Below are 13,792 nucleotides of genomic sequence, written 5' to 3'. Positions count from 1 at the left end.
CTTCGCATGGGTGCTTTCAAGAAGTTTGCAGTGGCGGCTCTGGCGCTTGGCGGTGCCGGAGCCGCGACTTTGTGGTGGCTGGCGTTTCCCGAAAGACTGGGGCCCGATGCCGTGGCTGCCCTGGGAGCCGGCGACGCGGCCCGCGGTCAACGCATCTTCGATGCGGGCGGCTGTGCCTCCTGCCACGCCAAGCCGAAATCGGAGGGCGATGCACGTCTTCAACTCGCCGGCGGTCTCGAGCTGAAGACGGCGTACGGTACCTTCGTTGCGCCGAACATTTCCACCGACCCGAACGACGGCATCGGCGGATGGTCGCTCGAGGACTTCGCCAATGCAATGCTCAAGGGCGTGTCGCGCGACGGACAGCACCTCTATCCGGCGTTCCCCTATGCCTCCTATGGCCGCATGAAGCCGGCTGAGGTCGCAGATATCTACGCCTTCATGAAAACGCTGCCGCCTGTTGCGGGCGGGGCGCCGAGCCATACGCTCGCCTTTCCGTTCAATGTCCGATCCGGCATCGGCCTCTGGAAGCTGTTCTACCTGAGTGACCAGCCCGTGATCGCCTTCGCCGACGGCACGCCTGAAAAAGTCCTGCGCGGTCGTGACCTCGTGGAAGGCGCAGGGCATTGTGGCGAATGCCACACGCCGCGCGGCTTTGACGGCGGGACCAGGAAGGGCCAATGGCTGGCGGGTGCTGCGGCGGCCGAAGGACAGGGCATCGTGCCCAACATCACGCCGCAAGGAACTGGGATCAGCGGCTGGTCGGAGAGCGACATCGCCAGCTATCTCGAAACAGGTTTCACCCCTGAGTTCGATTCGGTCGGTGGCACCATGGTCGAGGTGCAGAAGAACATGGCGAGACTGAGCGCCGAAGACCGCGAGGCAATCGCTGCCTATCTCAAGGCGATCCCGCCGCATCCCAACGGTTATCCCGCGCCACAGCCGAAGCCTGCCGGTTGACGCAACCGGCGGCCCCAAGCCGCCGGTCTGCCGTTTCCAATGTCAGGCGAGCCCAACGACCTTCAGTGCGAAAGCGTAGTTGAAGGCGATTTCCTCCAGCCGCGAGAAGCGGCCCGAGGCACCGGCATGGCCCGAATCCATGTTGATCTTGAACAGCACAGGACTGCTGCCCGACTTGCGTTCGCGCAGGCGCGCGGCCCATTTGGCTGGCTCCCAATAGGTGACGCGCGGATCGGTCAGGCCGGCCACCGCCAGGATCGGCGGATAGTCGAGTGCGGCGACATTGTCGTAGGGCGAATAGGCGGCGATGGTCTTGTAGTCGTCCTCCGAGGCGATCGGGTTGCCCCATTCCGGCCATTCGGGCGGCGTCAGCGGCAAGGTGTCGTCGAGCATAGTGGTCAACACGTCGACGAACGGCACTTCGGCGATGATGCCGGCAAAGGCATCCGGCGCCATGTTGGCTATGGCGCCCATCAGCATGCCGCCGGCCGAACCGCCCTGGGCGACGATGCGGTCATGTGCCGTGTAGCGCTCGGCGACGAGGTGGTGGGCACAGGCGATGAAGTCGGTGAAGGTGTTGGTTTTCGCCGCGCGCTTGCCGTCGTCATACCAGGCGTAGCCCTTGTCCTTGCCGCCACGGATATGGGCGATGGCATAGACGAAGCCGCGATCGACCAGCGACAGGCAGTTCGTGTTGAACGAGGCCGGAATGGTCATGCCGTAGGAGCCGTAGCCATAGAGCAGGCACGGTGCCGTGCCGTCCAGCGGCGTGTCGCGATGGTGGATCAGCGAGATCGGCACCAGTTCGCCATCGGGGGCCGGCGCCATCAGCCGCCGCGTGACGTAGTCTTCGGCATTGTGGCCCGAGGGGACTTCCTGGGTCTTGAGCAGGACCCGTCCGCGCGTCCGCATGTTGTAGTCGAACAGTTGTGTCGGGGTCGTCATCGAGGAGTAGGAGAACCGCATGGTGTCGGTGTCGTATTCGTAGGAACCAGACAGACCAAGCGAGAACGCTTCTTCCGGGAAAGAGATGACGTGCTCCAAGCTGGTGGCGCGTTCGTGCACCACGATCCGCGGAAGGCCTTCCTTGCGTTCCAGGCGAACCATGAAGTCCCTGAAGCCGATGACCGACAGGATCAGCCGGCCGGGTTCGTGGGCGACAAGTTCCTTCCAGTTGGCGCGCCCTGGAGCCACCGCTGGCGCGGTCATGATCTTGAAGTCCTTGGCGCCGTCGGCATTGGTCAGCACGAAGAAGATGTCGCCGCCTTCCTCGAGGTCATATTGCAGGCCGGTTTCGCGCGCTGCAACGAGTGCCGGCGAGGCGAGGGGATTGCTGGCGGGAAGCAGCCGGTATTCCGACGTTTCATGATCGCTGATCGAGATCATGACCCAGTCATTGCTGCGGGTGCCGCCGACACTCATGAAGAAGCCGGGATCGGTCTCCTCGTAGACCAGGCGGTCTGTCGAGGCGTCGCTGCCGAGCGCGTGGTAGAAGACCTTCGATGGCCGGTGGTTGGGGTCGAGGCGGGTGTAGAAGAAACCGGCATTGGCCGCATCCCACTCGCCCGAGCCGCCCGTATCGGCGACGATGTCGGCGAGTTCGGCGCCGGTTGCCAGGTCGCGGACACGCAGGGTGTAGAATTCCGATCCCTTGTCGTCGAACCCCCAGATCAGGCGGCTATGATCGGAGGAGTGGTCGATCCCGCCGAGGCGGAAATAGGCGTGACCTTCGGCTTCCTTGTCGCCGTCGAGGATGATCTCTTCCGTGCCGCCTGCGCTCGGGAGGCGGAAATAGCGCGGCTGCTCGCCACCCTTCTTGTAGGATGAGCCATAGGCGAAGGGGCCGTCCTTCATCGGAACCGAGGAATCGTCTTCCTTGATGCGTCCCTTCATCTCTTCGAACAGCTCCTTGCGCAGGTCCGCCGTGCCGGCCATCAATTCGGCCTGGTAGCTGTTTTCCGCTTCGAGATGTGTGCGGATTGCCGGATCGAGCAGGCTCGGGTCGCGGAAAACCTCCTGCCAGTTGTCGGCGCGCAGCCAGGCATATTCATCGATGCGAGTGATGCCGTGCCGGGTGTCGGAAACGGGGCGACGCTCGGTCGATGGCGCGGCGATGTCGGCGAAAATGGCAGGTCGGGTCATCATGTCTCGCATGCGGTGAATCTTGAATGGCGAATGAACACGCCGATCAGGGCGGGTTCAAGGGCTGAGTTGCATTGTTCGTCAACGTTCCAATTGACCGGTTCGCCGGAGGAGAGAGATGAACACGTTCTTGAAGACCGCCGTAGCCCTGACCGTCGCCACGACAGCAATGTTCGCCGGCAACGCCCACGCGGCTGCTTTTGCCGCCTGGCAGGTGACCGACGTTCCGTTTGGCGACACGTTGAACATCCGGAAGTATCCGTCCAATGGTTCGCAGAAGCAGGCAGCCTATCCCAATGGCACGGTCTTGCAGATGACCGGAAAATGCACCGGCGGGGTCGATCTCTTCGCCATCTCGCACCTGCCGGAATGGAAGCAGGCACAGCGTGTGCGTTATCGCTGGTGCCAGGTCTGGCACGATCCCGCCCAGAACGGGCAATTCACCACCGGTTGGGTCTATGGCAAGTACATCGCGCCGTATTGAACAGGCAAAACTGTTGCTTGCGTCGCGTTGAGCACTCGGGCGGGCACCAGTTATTGACAAGATAGGTTCAGGTTTGGCCCTGCATGGCTGGTAATGACTGGGGTAGCGGCGCTTTCCTCGTTGGCCTTCTTGCGACTGTTGCGTTCCCGCATTTTTTGACCAGCGGCGGCGTCCGTCTCAAGCAAGAGGCCGAAGAAAAACCGGTCATGATCAGCAGCGTTGGCGATTATCTTGCCGGCGGCCCTGTCATGGTTGGTGCGTTGCTTGCGATGGCCGTTTTTCCTGGGGCTGTTGCGCCTCCCCGATTTCCACACGGTCTCGAAGGCCGGAACGGTTGGTTCCTGTCCTGAGTTGCTTCGTCTCGCGGTGCATATCGCCGAACTCTCCACGGCATTGCCGGCGCGGGCTGGAGTGGTGTTCTTCATGCTAATGGCGCAGATTTTGGCCGATTTGCTTGCCAAGGCGGCTTATTCAGCCGGATATCGCTTGTGGCAGGGGTCTCTCAGCGACGATTTGGCTGAAACTGTGGCGCGGGATAAGAAGAACCGCATTGTTGCCACCTAATGCCGACAATGACCCCGGAGAGAACATTCAGCGTTGTGTAACTTGATCTCGTGCGATGACATTGCCCTGTCAAAAAGGCTCATTTGTTAGAGAAGTGATGAATGCATTGTTCTTGGAGTTGCAAAGAATAGTGAATTGACTTGTTATGGCTACAGGCTCATTAAAGTGATGGAACGCGACTCGTAATGGCAAATTGCGATACAAGATCGCGCCGCACCCCGGTCGCAATATCGGGCAAAAAAACAACCAGTCACATTGGGGCCTGAAGCATATGGATACTTCCGAAACGCCTGCAGCAAATAGCGAAACGCTGATCGAACTGACCGCCGACGTGGTGGCCGCTTATGTCAGCAACAATCCGGTCCCGGTAGGAGAACTTCCGGGGCTGATCGCCGACGTTCACGCAGCCCTTGGCCGCGTCGGTAACGTCGCCGACACACCACCCGCCGACAAGCAGAAGCCGGCCGTCAACCCGAAGCGTTCGGTGCATGACGACTACATCATCTGCCTGGAAGACGGCAAGAAGTTCAAATCGCTCAAGCGTCACCTGATGACGCACTACAACATGACGCCCGATCAGTACCGCGAGAAGTGGGGCCTTGACGCCAGCTATCCGATGGTGGCGCCCAACTACGCGGCAGCTCGCTCGCAACTGGCCAAGAAGATGGGCCTGGGCCGCAAGCGCAAGGTGGGTAAATGATACTCCCTTCGACAGACGTTTAGCGAGCGGCGCCTTCGGGCGCCGTATTGCTTTTGTGCCGGCGCCGGCGCGGCCTGAGCGACAGTCGCCCAGGCTGGTCGGGGAAGACGCCTTTCAGCCGATCGCGCACTTGCTTGAGCGCGATGTGCCGGTTGAGATCGTAGCTCCAGTGGCGGTTGACACCCCGGAGCCGTTCGCGCTCGATCGCCCGTTCGAGCCGTTTGAGCAAGGCGACGGTCGATGTCGGCTCCCCAGAAAGCGCATTCGAAAGCTCGATCCCGCAGCAGAGCTGCAGGGCTGCCCGCTGCCGGGCGTCAGTCAATTCGGACAGCTTGTTCTGCCTGAAGGCTGCAATTTCATTCGAAAAATCCCGCATCGCGATCCTGCCTGATGTGACTGTGATCGTGCGATGATGCTGCCATCTTGCAGGGTGGGGAGAAACTGCGCCAAGAATTCACTGGAGCGGAATAAATAGAACAATGATTACAGCGTGTTGAAGTTTCGTCCGCTGCTTCATCGTTCTTTTTTTGTTCACACCCTGTGACGTGCCCGGTATAAGAACTTATTCCTATCCACAAAGGGGGAAGAGTTCGGTGGGATCCACGTCGGCAACATTGGTCAAACGGCAGAAGGAGGCGCGCGAGGCCGCCGCCAGGGACGAGCGTTCCGTTCTTGAACTTGTCGCCGACCGGCGTCGTGACCAGGTGGTGGAGCGTTGCGATGCGATGATCGACCTCATGGCGGCGTTGTTCGGCGTGCCAAGCAGGGAGATTCGTCGAATTGGCCGGACTGGCAACGACATCAGCCGCCTCCGCCAGATTGCCATGTATGTTGCCCATGTCGTGTTTCGTCTCAGCATGCGCGAGGTCGGCCGTGGCTTCGGGCGCGACCGGACCACAGTGCTTTATGCCTGCCATACCGTGGAGGACCTGCGCGACGATGCGGAGTTTGACCGGATCGTCGCGCTGGCGGAGCGGGTGGCGATCGCTGCGTTTCGCGACAGGCTGGAGGGTTGACATGAGCACCACTGACGAAAAGGCACACAAGCGCGTGCTCACGCTGCTGGCCAAGGGGGCGGCAGAATGCGAGCCGGCCGCAACGGCCGGCAAGATGCTGCTTGAGAACGACAGGAACGACAGGATCGCTGTCGGCGCCGAGGTGCTTGCGGCACTGTCCCGGCAAGGGCTTGTCGTTTGCGTTGGCCGGGTGATGCGGCTTACGCCGGAAGGGCAAGCGGCCGCACGGCGAGAGGAGAGCCCAGTCGATCCTTTCCAGAGCCAGCACCGCGAACTGGACACGGCGATGGTCGATACCGCGGCCGGGCAACATGTGGCGCTGATCAACCTTTCGGAGTCGCCACTCGGCCAACTCGCCCGACGCAAGACCAAGGCCGGCAAGCCGTTCCTGAACAACAGCGAGTTCGTCGCTGGCGAACGGCTGCGTGCCGACTACACGCGCGGCCAGATCATGCCGCGCATGGGCGCCAACTGGGTGGCGAGCGTCTCTTCCGGCAAACGCAGTGCCGGCGGCGGCCTGGCGGAACTGACGGATGCGGCGCTCGTCGCGCGGCAGCGGGTCGACAGGGCGATCGATGCGGTCGGGCCGGAGTTATCCGGCGTCCTGATTGACGTCTGCTGCTTCCTGAAGGGGCTGGAACTTGTCGAAGCCGAGCGCGGCTGGCCGACGCGGTCGGCCAAGGTCATGCTCAAGTCGGCACTTGGCGTGCTGGCCAGACATTACAATCCTCGCGCCGGTTCCGTTGCCGGTCGCAAGGTCCTGCATTGGGGGACCGAGGATTATCGCCCGCGAATGGGCTGAACGGAACTCAGGCGACCTGGTGGAGGGCAGCCTCGGCGTCGCGCTTGATGCGCTTGACCATAGAGCGCAAGCCATTGGCGCGTTGCGGCGAAAGGTGCTCGTTGAGGCCGAGCGCCTTCAGTGTGGCTTCCGCGTCGGTCGCCATGATCTCGCTGGCGCGATGACCTGAAAACAGTGCAAGCATGATGGCGACGAGCCCGCGCACGATATGCGCGTCCGAGTAGCCTTCGAAGCGGATGGCGGGGTCGGCACCGTCGCCCTTGTGGGTCACAAGCCAGACCTGGCTGACGCAGCCCTGCACCTTGTTGGTGTCGGTCTGCGCGCTCTCGGGGAAAGGCGGAAGTGCCTCACCCAACTCGATGACATAGCGATAGCGATCCTCCCACTCGTCAAGGAAGGAGAAGTCGTCGCGGATGGTGTCGATCGAGGTGGTCATGGTACCTTCGATATAGTGCCGGCACCGCTGCCCGTCACGAAAAAAAGAAATGCACCGCAGATGCCAGAGGCGGGCGTATCGCGGTGGGACCTGGCGTAGGCCCGGAAGTCGGAATCAGTTTGCCGGGGCCGGGGCCGGGGCCGGGGCCGGGGCTGGGGTCGGGGTCGGGACGGCCATGGCCGGTTCGTCATCCGTCGCAGGGACGCTGCCGGTCCGGGTTGCAGTGTCGGGCTGTCCGAACTGCTGGTCGAGCGCCTCATAGGCGATGCGGGCGCTCTCGCGTGCCCTGACACCGATGGTCTGCATCGCGGCCTTGCCTGTTTCGCAAACCTCGGGCTTGCGTTCGCAGATGCCGGCGATGTCGCCAACCGCCTCGCGCGCGGCGAAAATGGCCTGTAGCGGGCTCACGCTGTTCTCACCATCGGGGCCCGTGCCGAGCGGCAGCAGGAGAAGGACGAGCGAGAACCAGAAAGCGGTTCTGAAGAGAAAGCCCATGGAAGCCTCGTGTGGTCTGTCGGCGCCGGATCTATGCGGCCCCGCATCTTGCTGAGCCGACAATGGCATGAACGAGCAAAGGAGCGCTTGCTGCAAAAGGTGGCATTTCGCGAAGGTTTTTCACCAAAGTTTAACGGACTGGCCCGGCTTGCGTGACTGTGCGCCTGAGTAATCTCTCACGAGACTCGTAAGCAATTGATTTAAATTGCGAAACTTCGAGATTGCGCGTTTTGCGCAGATTCGGGTTCGCGAAGTCGGCAAATAACCCTCCATTTACCATGGCGAGAACTGTTCTCGAATGTCGACGCCGTGATCCCGATATTCGCCATGCGCCAGGGTTTCGGTCGCCTGGCTTTATTCCTTCATTAAAGGCTCGGTGCGAGTTTGGAGACCAACCAGAGAAGAGCCGCAAAGCGAGCCACGGAAGAGTGCGTAGCGTTGAGTTTTGTCATGACCAGATACGGTGAGTTTTCCGGCGCGGTCGCCGGCGGCTGTGACCGGCTGGTCCATCCGTCCATCGATGGCTCCGAACGTTTGCGCCAGCGGCGTCTCGTTGGCCTGTTGTTGGCGGCACCTTTCCTTGTTGCCGGTGCCGGCGTGGTCCTGGTGTCGGCCAATCTTGGCGCGGCCCCGACTTTTGCCGTCATCTTCGCCGCCTTCAGCCTGAGCTGGCTGGCGGCCTTGTTGGTTGCCGCGACCGGCACGGCCGCGTCGATCGGCGTCGCGTCGCTTGGCGTCGGTGCCGTAACCGCTGGCGCCATCATTGCTGCCGCGGGCGGCCTGACATCGCCGGCGGCGCTGCTTGCAGCCGCGCTTCCGCTCGAAGCGCTGTGGGTTTGGCGGACGCGGAAAGCGGCTTTGTTCGGCGGGCTCGCGGCCGTTGCTGCGCTGCTGCTGCAAGGTTTGATTGGCGCCGTGCCATTTGCCGAAAGTGCGACGGCATCCGCATGGCATTGGTTGCTGCCAGTCGCCTGGTTGGCGACCTTCGTCGCTCGCGCTGTACAATTCGCCGGCCATGGCGCCGAACAGGCTGCCGCGCCGGCTGCGCCGCTGGAGCAGGTCCTCCGGGCTGTCGTCCTGCGCGTCGCGCAAAATGGCGACGTGGTTGATGTCTCCGAGCAGGCGCGGACGTTGTTGCGGCTGCAGCCGGAGTTGCTCCTCGGTACTGCCCTGTTCGACCGCATCCATGTGGCTGACCGTGTTGGCTATCTCTGTGCGCTGGCAGACATGCGCGATGGCGCCGAAACGCGTCAGGTGGAGCTGCTTCTGCGTTTGCCCAGGCAGTCCGAGAGCGATGCGGGCGACAATTTCCGGCCGTTCGCACTCGAGTTCATCAAGGCCGGTGTCGAGTTTATTGCGATTGTCCGCAACAACGACACTGTCGCCGAGTTGCGGAATGAACTGGCCAAGGCCACAGACGCCGTGAAGAGCGCGGAACTCGCCAAGAGCAATTTCCTCGCAGCCGTGAGCCACGAACTCAGGACGCCGCTCAACGCGATTATCGGTTTTTCCGACATGCTGCTGCACGAGATGTTCGGCAAGTTCCAGGAGCCGCGCCAGAAGGAATATGTCGGTATCGTCCGCGAGTCCGGCCAGCACCTGCTCGATGTGGTGAACTCGATTCTCGACGTCACCAAGATCGAGTCGGGTTGCTATGCGATCAACCCGGAGCCTTTCAGGTTCCGCGAGGCGGTCGACATGTGCGCTTCGATGATGGCGCTGCAGATCGAGGCCAAGGCGCTTGACCTGACTGTCGAAGTGGCTGCCGGCACGGGCGAGGTCAAGGCTGACCGGCGTGCGGTGCAGCAGATGCTGATCAACCTCGTGTCGAATGCGGCAAAATTCACCCCCGACGGCGGTCGCGTCGAGATCGGCGCCAAGCGTCTTGGTTCGCGGCTGCATTTCTGGGTTTCGGACACCGGCATCGGCATCGCCCAGGAAGACCTGTCGCGGCTGGGTACGCCGTTCACGCAGATCCAGAACGACTACACCCGTCGTTTCGAAGGCACCGGCCTTGGGTTGTCGCTGGTCAAGGGACTGGTTGCATTGCACGACGGCACGATGTCGATCGAGAGCGCGCCGGGCGAGGGGACCACGGTTACCATCAGCTTGCCGATAGAAGGGCCGGCCTTCCGCCCTGAGCCGACGAAGGGCGAAGTGATGCGGTTGCCGGCAGACAGGATCAGGGAGATGCGCAATGGCCCGCTCCGCAAGGCAAGCTAAGCGGGTCGTCGAGGACCGCAGCCCGCTGCAAGAAGGGGCCGTGGCGCTCGGCGGGATGATTGCACGCAATCCGGTGCTGGTCGGCGGTTCGACGGCGTTTCTGGTCGCCCTGTTTTACGTCTCGGCGAATGCGCTGTGGTACCAGCCATATGCGCACAAGGGTGCATTCTTCTCGACCCGCGAGGCGGTCGAGTTTCCCGACATGAACGAGGATGCGCCGGAGACCACGATCAAGATCGAACGACCGGAGTCACAGGTCGTGCGCCCCAAGGGCGATCCTCAGATCGAACAAATACAGAGCATCCTGAAGGACCTCGCATTTTATGATGGCACGGTCGACGGGCTGAACGGGCCGGCCACGCGCAGTGCCATCCAGACCTATCAGAAGAAAGTAGGCCTGACGGCCACGGGCGACATCGACGGCGCGCTGCTTGAGCAACTGGGCGCTGCTGAAACCACGGCCGGAATTGCGCCGACACCGACGCCGCGAGCGCAGGCGGCACCGGTGTCGAGGCCGCGAACGGGCGGGGCCACCACGGCACCCGTGCGCACGGAGCCCGCAATCGATGCCGATCCGAGTGCGCGCATCATGAAGATCCAGGCTGGGCTGAAGGCCTTCGGCAATGACGGAATCGACGTCGACGGCGTTCCAGGCGCCAGGACCACGGCGGCAATCCGCGAATTCCAGGCTTTGTTCGGCCTGCCTGAAACGGGCGAGCCCGACCCGGCAGTTTACGTCAAGATGCGTGAAATCGGCCTGACCAACTGAACCGATTGGCCTGTGCGCATTCCGAACTAGCCGCTATAGAGGCCGGATCGAAATTGCGTTCGGGCCTGGCAGATGCGCTTAACCACTGACTTCTGGGTGTCGGCCCTGTTGCGCCGGATTTTCGGCGAGGGCGGCTTTGGCGCGATCCTCAGCCGGGGCGCACTTGAAGCCGGCGCTGTCTTCATCCTGACCCGCGATCGTTTCGGCCGCACCAGCCTCTACGGCCCGGCGCCGCAGACGAGCTACGACATGGCAAGACCCGATGAGCGCCAGTTCAGCCTGCTGGAAAGCGACGATGACGGGGCGGCGATCGAAAAGCGGCTCGAGCGCGAGCGGCGCTTCGACCCCGATATCTGGGTGGTCGAGATCGAGCCGGGCCAGACCGAAATCAAGGATCTGGTGTCTCTTACGACGCCCTGAGTTGGTCGCCTTTTGAGCCGGCTGCCCCTGGCTTCGGCTGTAGCCTGTCCGCGTTGCCGCGGATGCTTGCGCCGACCGCCGCTGCCTTCCAGTCGCGCACGCGGTCGAGCGCTACGTCGCGATGCAACAGCCGGTAGCGCTCAAGGAACAGCCTGATGGCTTCGGCATGGGCGAACTGGCCAGGGAATGTCGTCGCGGTAAGAAGGAATGCCTGCTCTTCAGGCAGGTCTAGCGCCTTGAGCGCGTCAATGAGCGAAGAGTAGCCAGACTTCTCGGTGATCGAACGGGCCGTCTGGAAGTCGATCTCCAGCGCGTCGGCGAGAGCGGTCTGGAAGAATGTGCCGTTGCCGGTAAGGGCGGTCGACTTGAGCCGTTCGTAGGCCGGCGCACGCGTTTGTCCTTCGGTCGATGTCGACTGGTGCGCCGTATTGGGTGTCATCATCGAGCGCAGACGGCGGCGGACGTTTTCGGCAAGTTCGCCCGGGGCGGGAATGTTCGGCGTGTCCTGCACCGCGTCGATTGTCGTTGCGGCTGTCGCTGTGGCGACTGGCACTTCGACCTGTTCCGTCGTTTCGGGGTACACCAGGCGTGGGCGCTCGAGCACCCGGATCAGGTCGGCGATCGTCTGGTTGAGGCCGGGGCGGCGGGCAATCGCGCGCGCATGCGGCAGGCCATGGCGTCCGATCAGCGCGATGAGCGCGACATCCGACAAGACGGGCGAACGGATCAGCAGCGGCGCGGCAATATCGACGCTTTCGTCGCTCAGACGGCGAACGAGGCCGGGCGGCGCATATTCGGTTTCGGAAAGCGCGGCAGAGACATACCGGCGCGCCTCCACCGAAACCTTTTCGAATAGGGGAAGGGTAAGGTCTTCAAGTTGCGCGATTTCGCGGCGCGATGGACGGGGCAGCGCACAGAAGGCGGAAACCGCTGCCCGGAAGAGCCGCTCGGGCTTTCCGGTTTCGCGACCGATGGCAATTTGCCTGAAGTCCGATGCTGACACGAACGGATACGCCTGACACAACCTTGCACTGCCCTGGGATGAGGCGGACGTCGCTGCATCCATCCTCCCGAAGGTGAACATAAACTTAGCGAAGATTTGTTAGCGGACTGTTAACTTTGGCGTTAAGGAAGTCATTCATTAACAAAGACTTATACGCGGATCATCACGCAAAGGCCGAATTGCCCGTTTTCAGCCGGCGACCTGTGACGTGGCAATGCTGCTGCGTTCACAGACCGCTCACGCCGCATTGGTATGAATGCAGCGTCGAAAGCGGAGCCGCAGCGCCTAAATTGAATCAAATCCGCGACGGTAACCGACTGTTAACTCTCTACTGGCGTTATCGCGATGGAGGCGTTGCGTGCTTACTCCGGTTGAACCGAGAGGGAATCGCGAACCATGGGCAGCATAGTGTCATTCATGCCGCGTCGTGCGACCGTCCACCGGGCCCCACGTACAGCGGAAGCGTCGGCATCCATCATCATCTTTCCGGGCGTGCGTTACGAGCGCACCGGCGGCACGACTTCGTCGCCCGACAATCGCGTCGAAGGCGACAATCGCCGCAAGGATCCGTTGCCGCGACATTGACGGTGGCGACTGCCAAGCTCAGGCGACATGGTTCATGCGCCGCGACGGCGTATGATTACTGGATTTCGCAGCTGATGCCGTCGAGGAAACGCGACACGATGGGCTTCCAGCTGTCGTCGGGAACGAATGCCCGGACGACGACGATGCCTTCGTCGATCGGCGTTTCCACGAAGATCGATTTTTCGAATTCAGACGGCAATTCCTTGCGCAGATCGATCATCTGCGCCGGTGTGAGCACGACGAAATCGAGATTGCCGTCGGTCGCGGTGCGGTCATTGAAGCTGTAGATGTTCTGGCCGCTGCGATCGTAGACCGAGGCCGACCAGTAGGGGACCTTGCCGGCATTGTCGATGCGGACGACGCCTTCGCCGAGATCGAAGCGGCAGGCGGCTTCGTAGAATGACGGGTCGAGCGACTTCACCACCGGAGCGCCGCCAATCTCGTGGTCGAGGCGGACAACCTTGTTGGGCCCGGCCACCATGGCCAGGCGTGACCATGCATCCCGCTCGGAAAAGCTGGGTACCAGCAGCAGGATGGCGATGTGGGCGATGCCGGCGCCGACCAGTCCGATGGCCAGGGCATGAAACAGCCTACGCATTGCACTGGACCCTGACGATGCGAGGCATTTCGATGCCGGACAGGCCAGTGCTGCTGGCGACGGGCGTGTCGTAGAGGGTCAACACCAGGTTCATTTCGCCGGCTCCCGATACCGGCAGCCAGTTTCCGGGCTCAGGCCGCGCGCCGACAGCAATCTCGATGGAATTGTCGGGCTGGCGCAGGATTTCGAAGGAATGCATCGACGGATCGCGGCGCATGCCCGACTTGAGTGTCATCTGCGCCTTGTCGGTCGCATAGAAAGTCCAGAACCGGGCAACCGGCAGCGTTCCCTCGACGCGATAGCTGCATTCGCTTCTCAGGGTCACGCCGCTGGAGTCTCGGTCGGCTACGAAACTGAGGCCTTCGGCGCGGCCGAGCGCAAGCATGCCGTCGCGTGCGACGCGGGCCTTCGAATAGGGATCGGCTTCGGGCGTTCCAATATCGGGAAACGCCGTCCATGGGCCGACTGCGACAGCGCCGATGCCTTCCTGCGAATCGAGAACCATCGCCACGCTGGCCGCACCGCCGCCAACCGCAACCGCGAGGGCGATAACTATCAGAAGCGATTGTTTCAGCATGAGCCGCCGCAGGATGGA

Annotated in this window: 17 protein-coding genes; 10 read left to right on the top strand and 7 right to left on the bottom strand. The window is 62.3% G+C overall.

Annotation, left to right across the window (positions count from 1 at the left end):
• Positions 1-6 precede the first annotated feature (6 nt).
• Entirely contained in the window at positions 7-960 is a 954-nt protein-coding gene (locus CO731_RS22225; protein ID WP_108608842.1) for a cytochrome c, read from the top strand.
• A gap of 42 nt (positions 961-1,002) precedes the next feature.
• Here CO731_RS22225 and CO731_RS22220 read toward each other — a convergent pair whose 3' ends face one another.
• Positions 1,003-3,102, bottom strand: a complete 2,100-nt coding sequence (locus tag CO731_RS22220) for a S9 family peptidase (RefSeq protein WP_108609991.1) — start codon at positions 3,100-3,102, stop codon at positions 1,003-1,005.
• Positions 3,103-3,220: 118 nt separating this feature from the next.
• On the opposite strand from CO731_RS22220, the gene CO731_RS22215 reads away from it, so the two are divergent.
• From CO731_RS22215 to CO731_RS22205, 3 genes are all read left to right on the top strand, one after another.
• Complete coding sequence (locus CO731_RS22215) at positions 3,221-3,586, top strand: SH3 domain-containing protein (protein WP_108608841.1); 366 nt, start codon at positions 3,221-3,223, stop codon at positions 3,584-3,586.
• Positions 3,587-3,805: 219 nt separating this feature from the next.
• On the top strand, positions 3,806-4,150 hold the full coding sequence (locus CO731_RS22210; RefSeq protein ID WP_245439467.1) for a monovalent cation/H(+) antiporter subunit G: 345 nt from the start codon (positions 3,806-3,808) through the stop codon (positions 4,148-4,150).
• A 271-nt stretch (positions 4,151-4,421) separates the two neighbouring features.
• Complete coding sequence (locus CO731_RS22205) at positions 4,422-4,850, top strand: MucR family transcriptional regulator (RefSeq protein ID WP_108608840.1); 429 nt, start codon at positions 4,422-4,424, stop codon at positions 4,848-4,850.
• A 19-nt stretch (positions 4,851-4,869) separates the two neighbouring features.
• Here the strand turns inward: CO731_RS22205 and CO731_RS22200 are convergent, their stop codons facing one another.
• Positions 4,870-5,226, bottom strand: coding sequence for a cytoplasmic protein (locus CO731_RS22200; RefSeq protein WP_183263560.1), 357 nt, complete (start codon positions 5,224-5,226; stop codon positions 4,870-4,872).
• 217 nt (positions 5,227-5,443) lie between these two features.
• Between CO731_RS22200 and CO731_RS22195 the strand changes: the two genes are divergently transcribed.
• Together CO731_RS22195 and CO731_RS22190 are read left to right on the top strand one after the other, a co-directional pair.
• On the top strand, positions 5,444-5,866 hold the full coding sequence (locus CO731_RS22195) for a helix-turn-helix domain-containing protein (protein ID WP_245439465.1): 423 nt from the start codon (positions 5,444-5,446) through the stop codon (positions 5,864-5,866).
• 1 nt (position 5,867) lies between these two features.
• The gene (locus CO731_RS22190; protein WP_108608839.1) at positions 5,868-6,668 is read left to right on the top strand and encodes a DUF6456 domain-containing protein; all 801 of its coding nucleotides are present in this window, start codon (positions 5,868-5,870) and stop codon (positions 6,666-6,668) included.
• A 7-nt stretch (positions 6,669-6,675) separates the two neighbouring features.
• Here CO731_RS22190 and CO731_RS22185 read toward each other — a convergent pair whose 3' ends face one another.
• Both CO731_RS22185 and CO731_RS22180 read right to left on the bottom strand, forming a co-directional pair.
• A complete protein-coding gene (locus tag CO731_RS22185) occupies positions 6,676-7,104 on the bottom strand; it encodes a SufE family protein (protein ID WP_108608838.1) in 429 nt (142 codons plus the stop codon).
• A 114-nt stretch (positions 7,105-7,218) separates the two neighbouring features.
• Entirely contained in the window at positions 7,219-7,599 is a 381-nt protein-coding gene (locus CO731_RS22180) for a DUF5330 domain-containing protein (protein WP_108679461.1), read from the bottom strand.
• Between the two features lie 450 nt (positions 7,600-8,049).
• On the opposite strand from CO731_RS22180, the gene CO731_RS22175 reads away from it, so the two are divergent.
• The 3 genes from CO731_RS22175 (at position 8,050) to CO731_RS22165 (ending at position 11,011) form a co-directional block, all read left to right on the top strand.
• Positions 8,050-9,822 carry a HAMP domain-containing sensor histidine kinase gene (locus CO731_RS22175; RefSeq protein ID WP_108608837.1) on the top strand — a complete coding sequence of 591 codons (1,773 nt, stop codon included), beginning with the start codon at positions 8,050-8,052 and terminating at the stop codon, positions 9,820-9,822.
• A complete protein-coding gene (locus CO731_RS22170; RefSeq protein WP_108608836.1) occupies positions 9,797-10,591 on the top strand; it encodes a peptidoglycan-binding domain-containing protein in 795 nt (264 codons plus the stop codon). The genes CO731_RS22175 and CO731_RS22170 overlap by 26 nt, the downstream gene beginning before the upstream one ends.
• A gap of 72 nt (positions 10,592-10,663) precedes the next feature.
• Positions 10,664-11,011, top strand: coding sequence for a DUF1491 family protein (locus CO731_RS22165; RefSeq protein ID WP_108608835.1), 348 nt, complete (start codon positions 10,664-10,666; stop codon positions 11,009-11,011).
• Here the strand turns inward: CO731_RS22165 and CO731_RS22160 are convergent.
• Positions 10,998-12,014, bottom strand: coding sequence for a DUF2336 domain-containing protein (locus CO731_RS22160; RefSeq protein WP_108609989.1), 1,017 nt, complete (start codon positions 12,012-12,014; stop codon positions 10,998-11,000). The two genes, CO731_RS22165 and CO731_RS22160, sit on opposite strands and share 14 nt — an antisense overlap.
• A 396-nt stretch (positions 12,015-12,410) precedes the next feature.
• Here CO731_RS22160 and CO731_RS22155 point away from each other — a divergent pair, with 396 nt between their 5' ends.
• Positions 12,411-12,599: a hypothetical protein gene (locus CO731_RS22155; protein ID WP_108608834.1), complete on the top strand. Its 189-nt coding sequence runs from the start codon at positions 12,411-12,413 to the stop codon at positions 12,597-12,599.
• Positions 12,600-12,654: 55 nt separating this feature from the next.
• Here the strand turns inward: CO731_RS22155 and CO731_RS22150 are convergent, their stop codons facing one another.
• Positions 12,655-13,197, bottom strand: coding sequence for a DUF1254 domain-containing protein (locus CO731_RS22150; RefSeq protein WP_108608833.1), 543 nt, complete (start codon positions 13,195-13,197; stop codon positions 12,655-12,657).
• Complete coding sequence (locus CO731_RS22145; RefSeq protein ID WP_108609988.1) at positions 13,190-13,774, bottom strand: DUF1214 domain-containing protein; 585 nt, start codon at positions 13,772-13,774, stop codon at positions 13,190-13,192. Before CO731_RS22145 ends, CO731_RS22150 begins: the two co-directional genes overlap by 8 nt.
• Between the last annotated feature and the right edge of the window lie 18 nt (positions 13,775-13,792).

Origin of the sequence: Aminobacter sp. MSH1 (genome assembly GCF_003071665.1) — a bacterium.
GTDB lineage: Bacteria > Pseudomonadota > Alphaproteobacteria > Rhizobiales > Rhizobiaceae > Aminobacter > Aminobacter niigataensis.
Note: the sequence above shows the minus strand (reverse complement) of the source record. Positions and strands in the feature narration are given on the sequence as shown.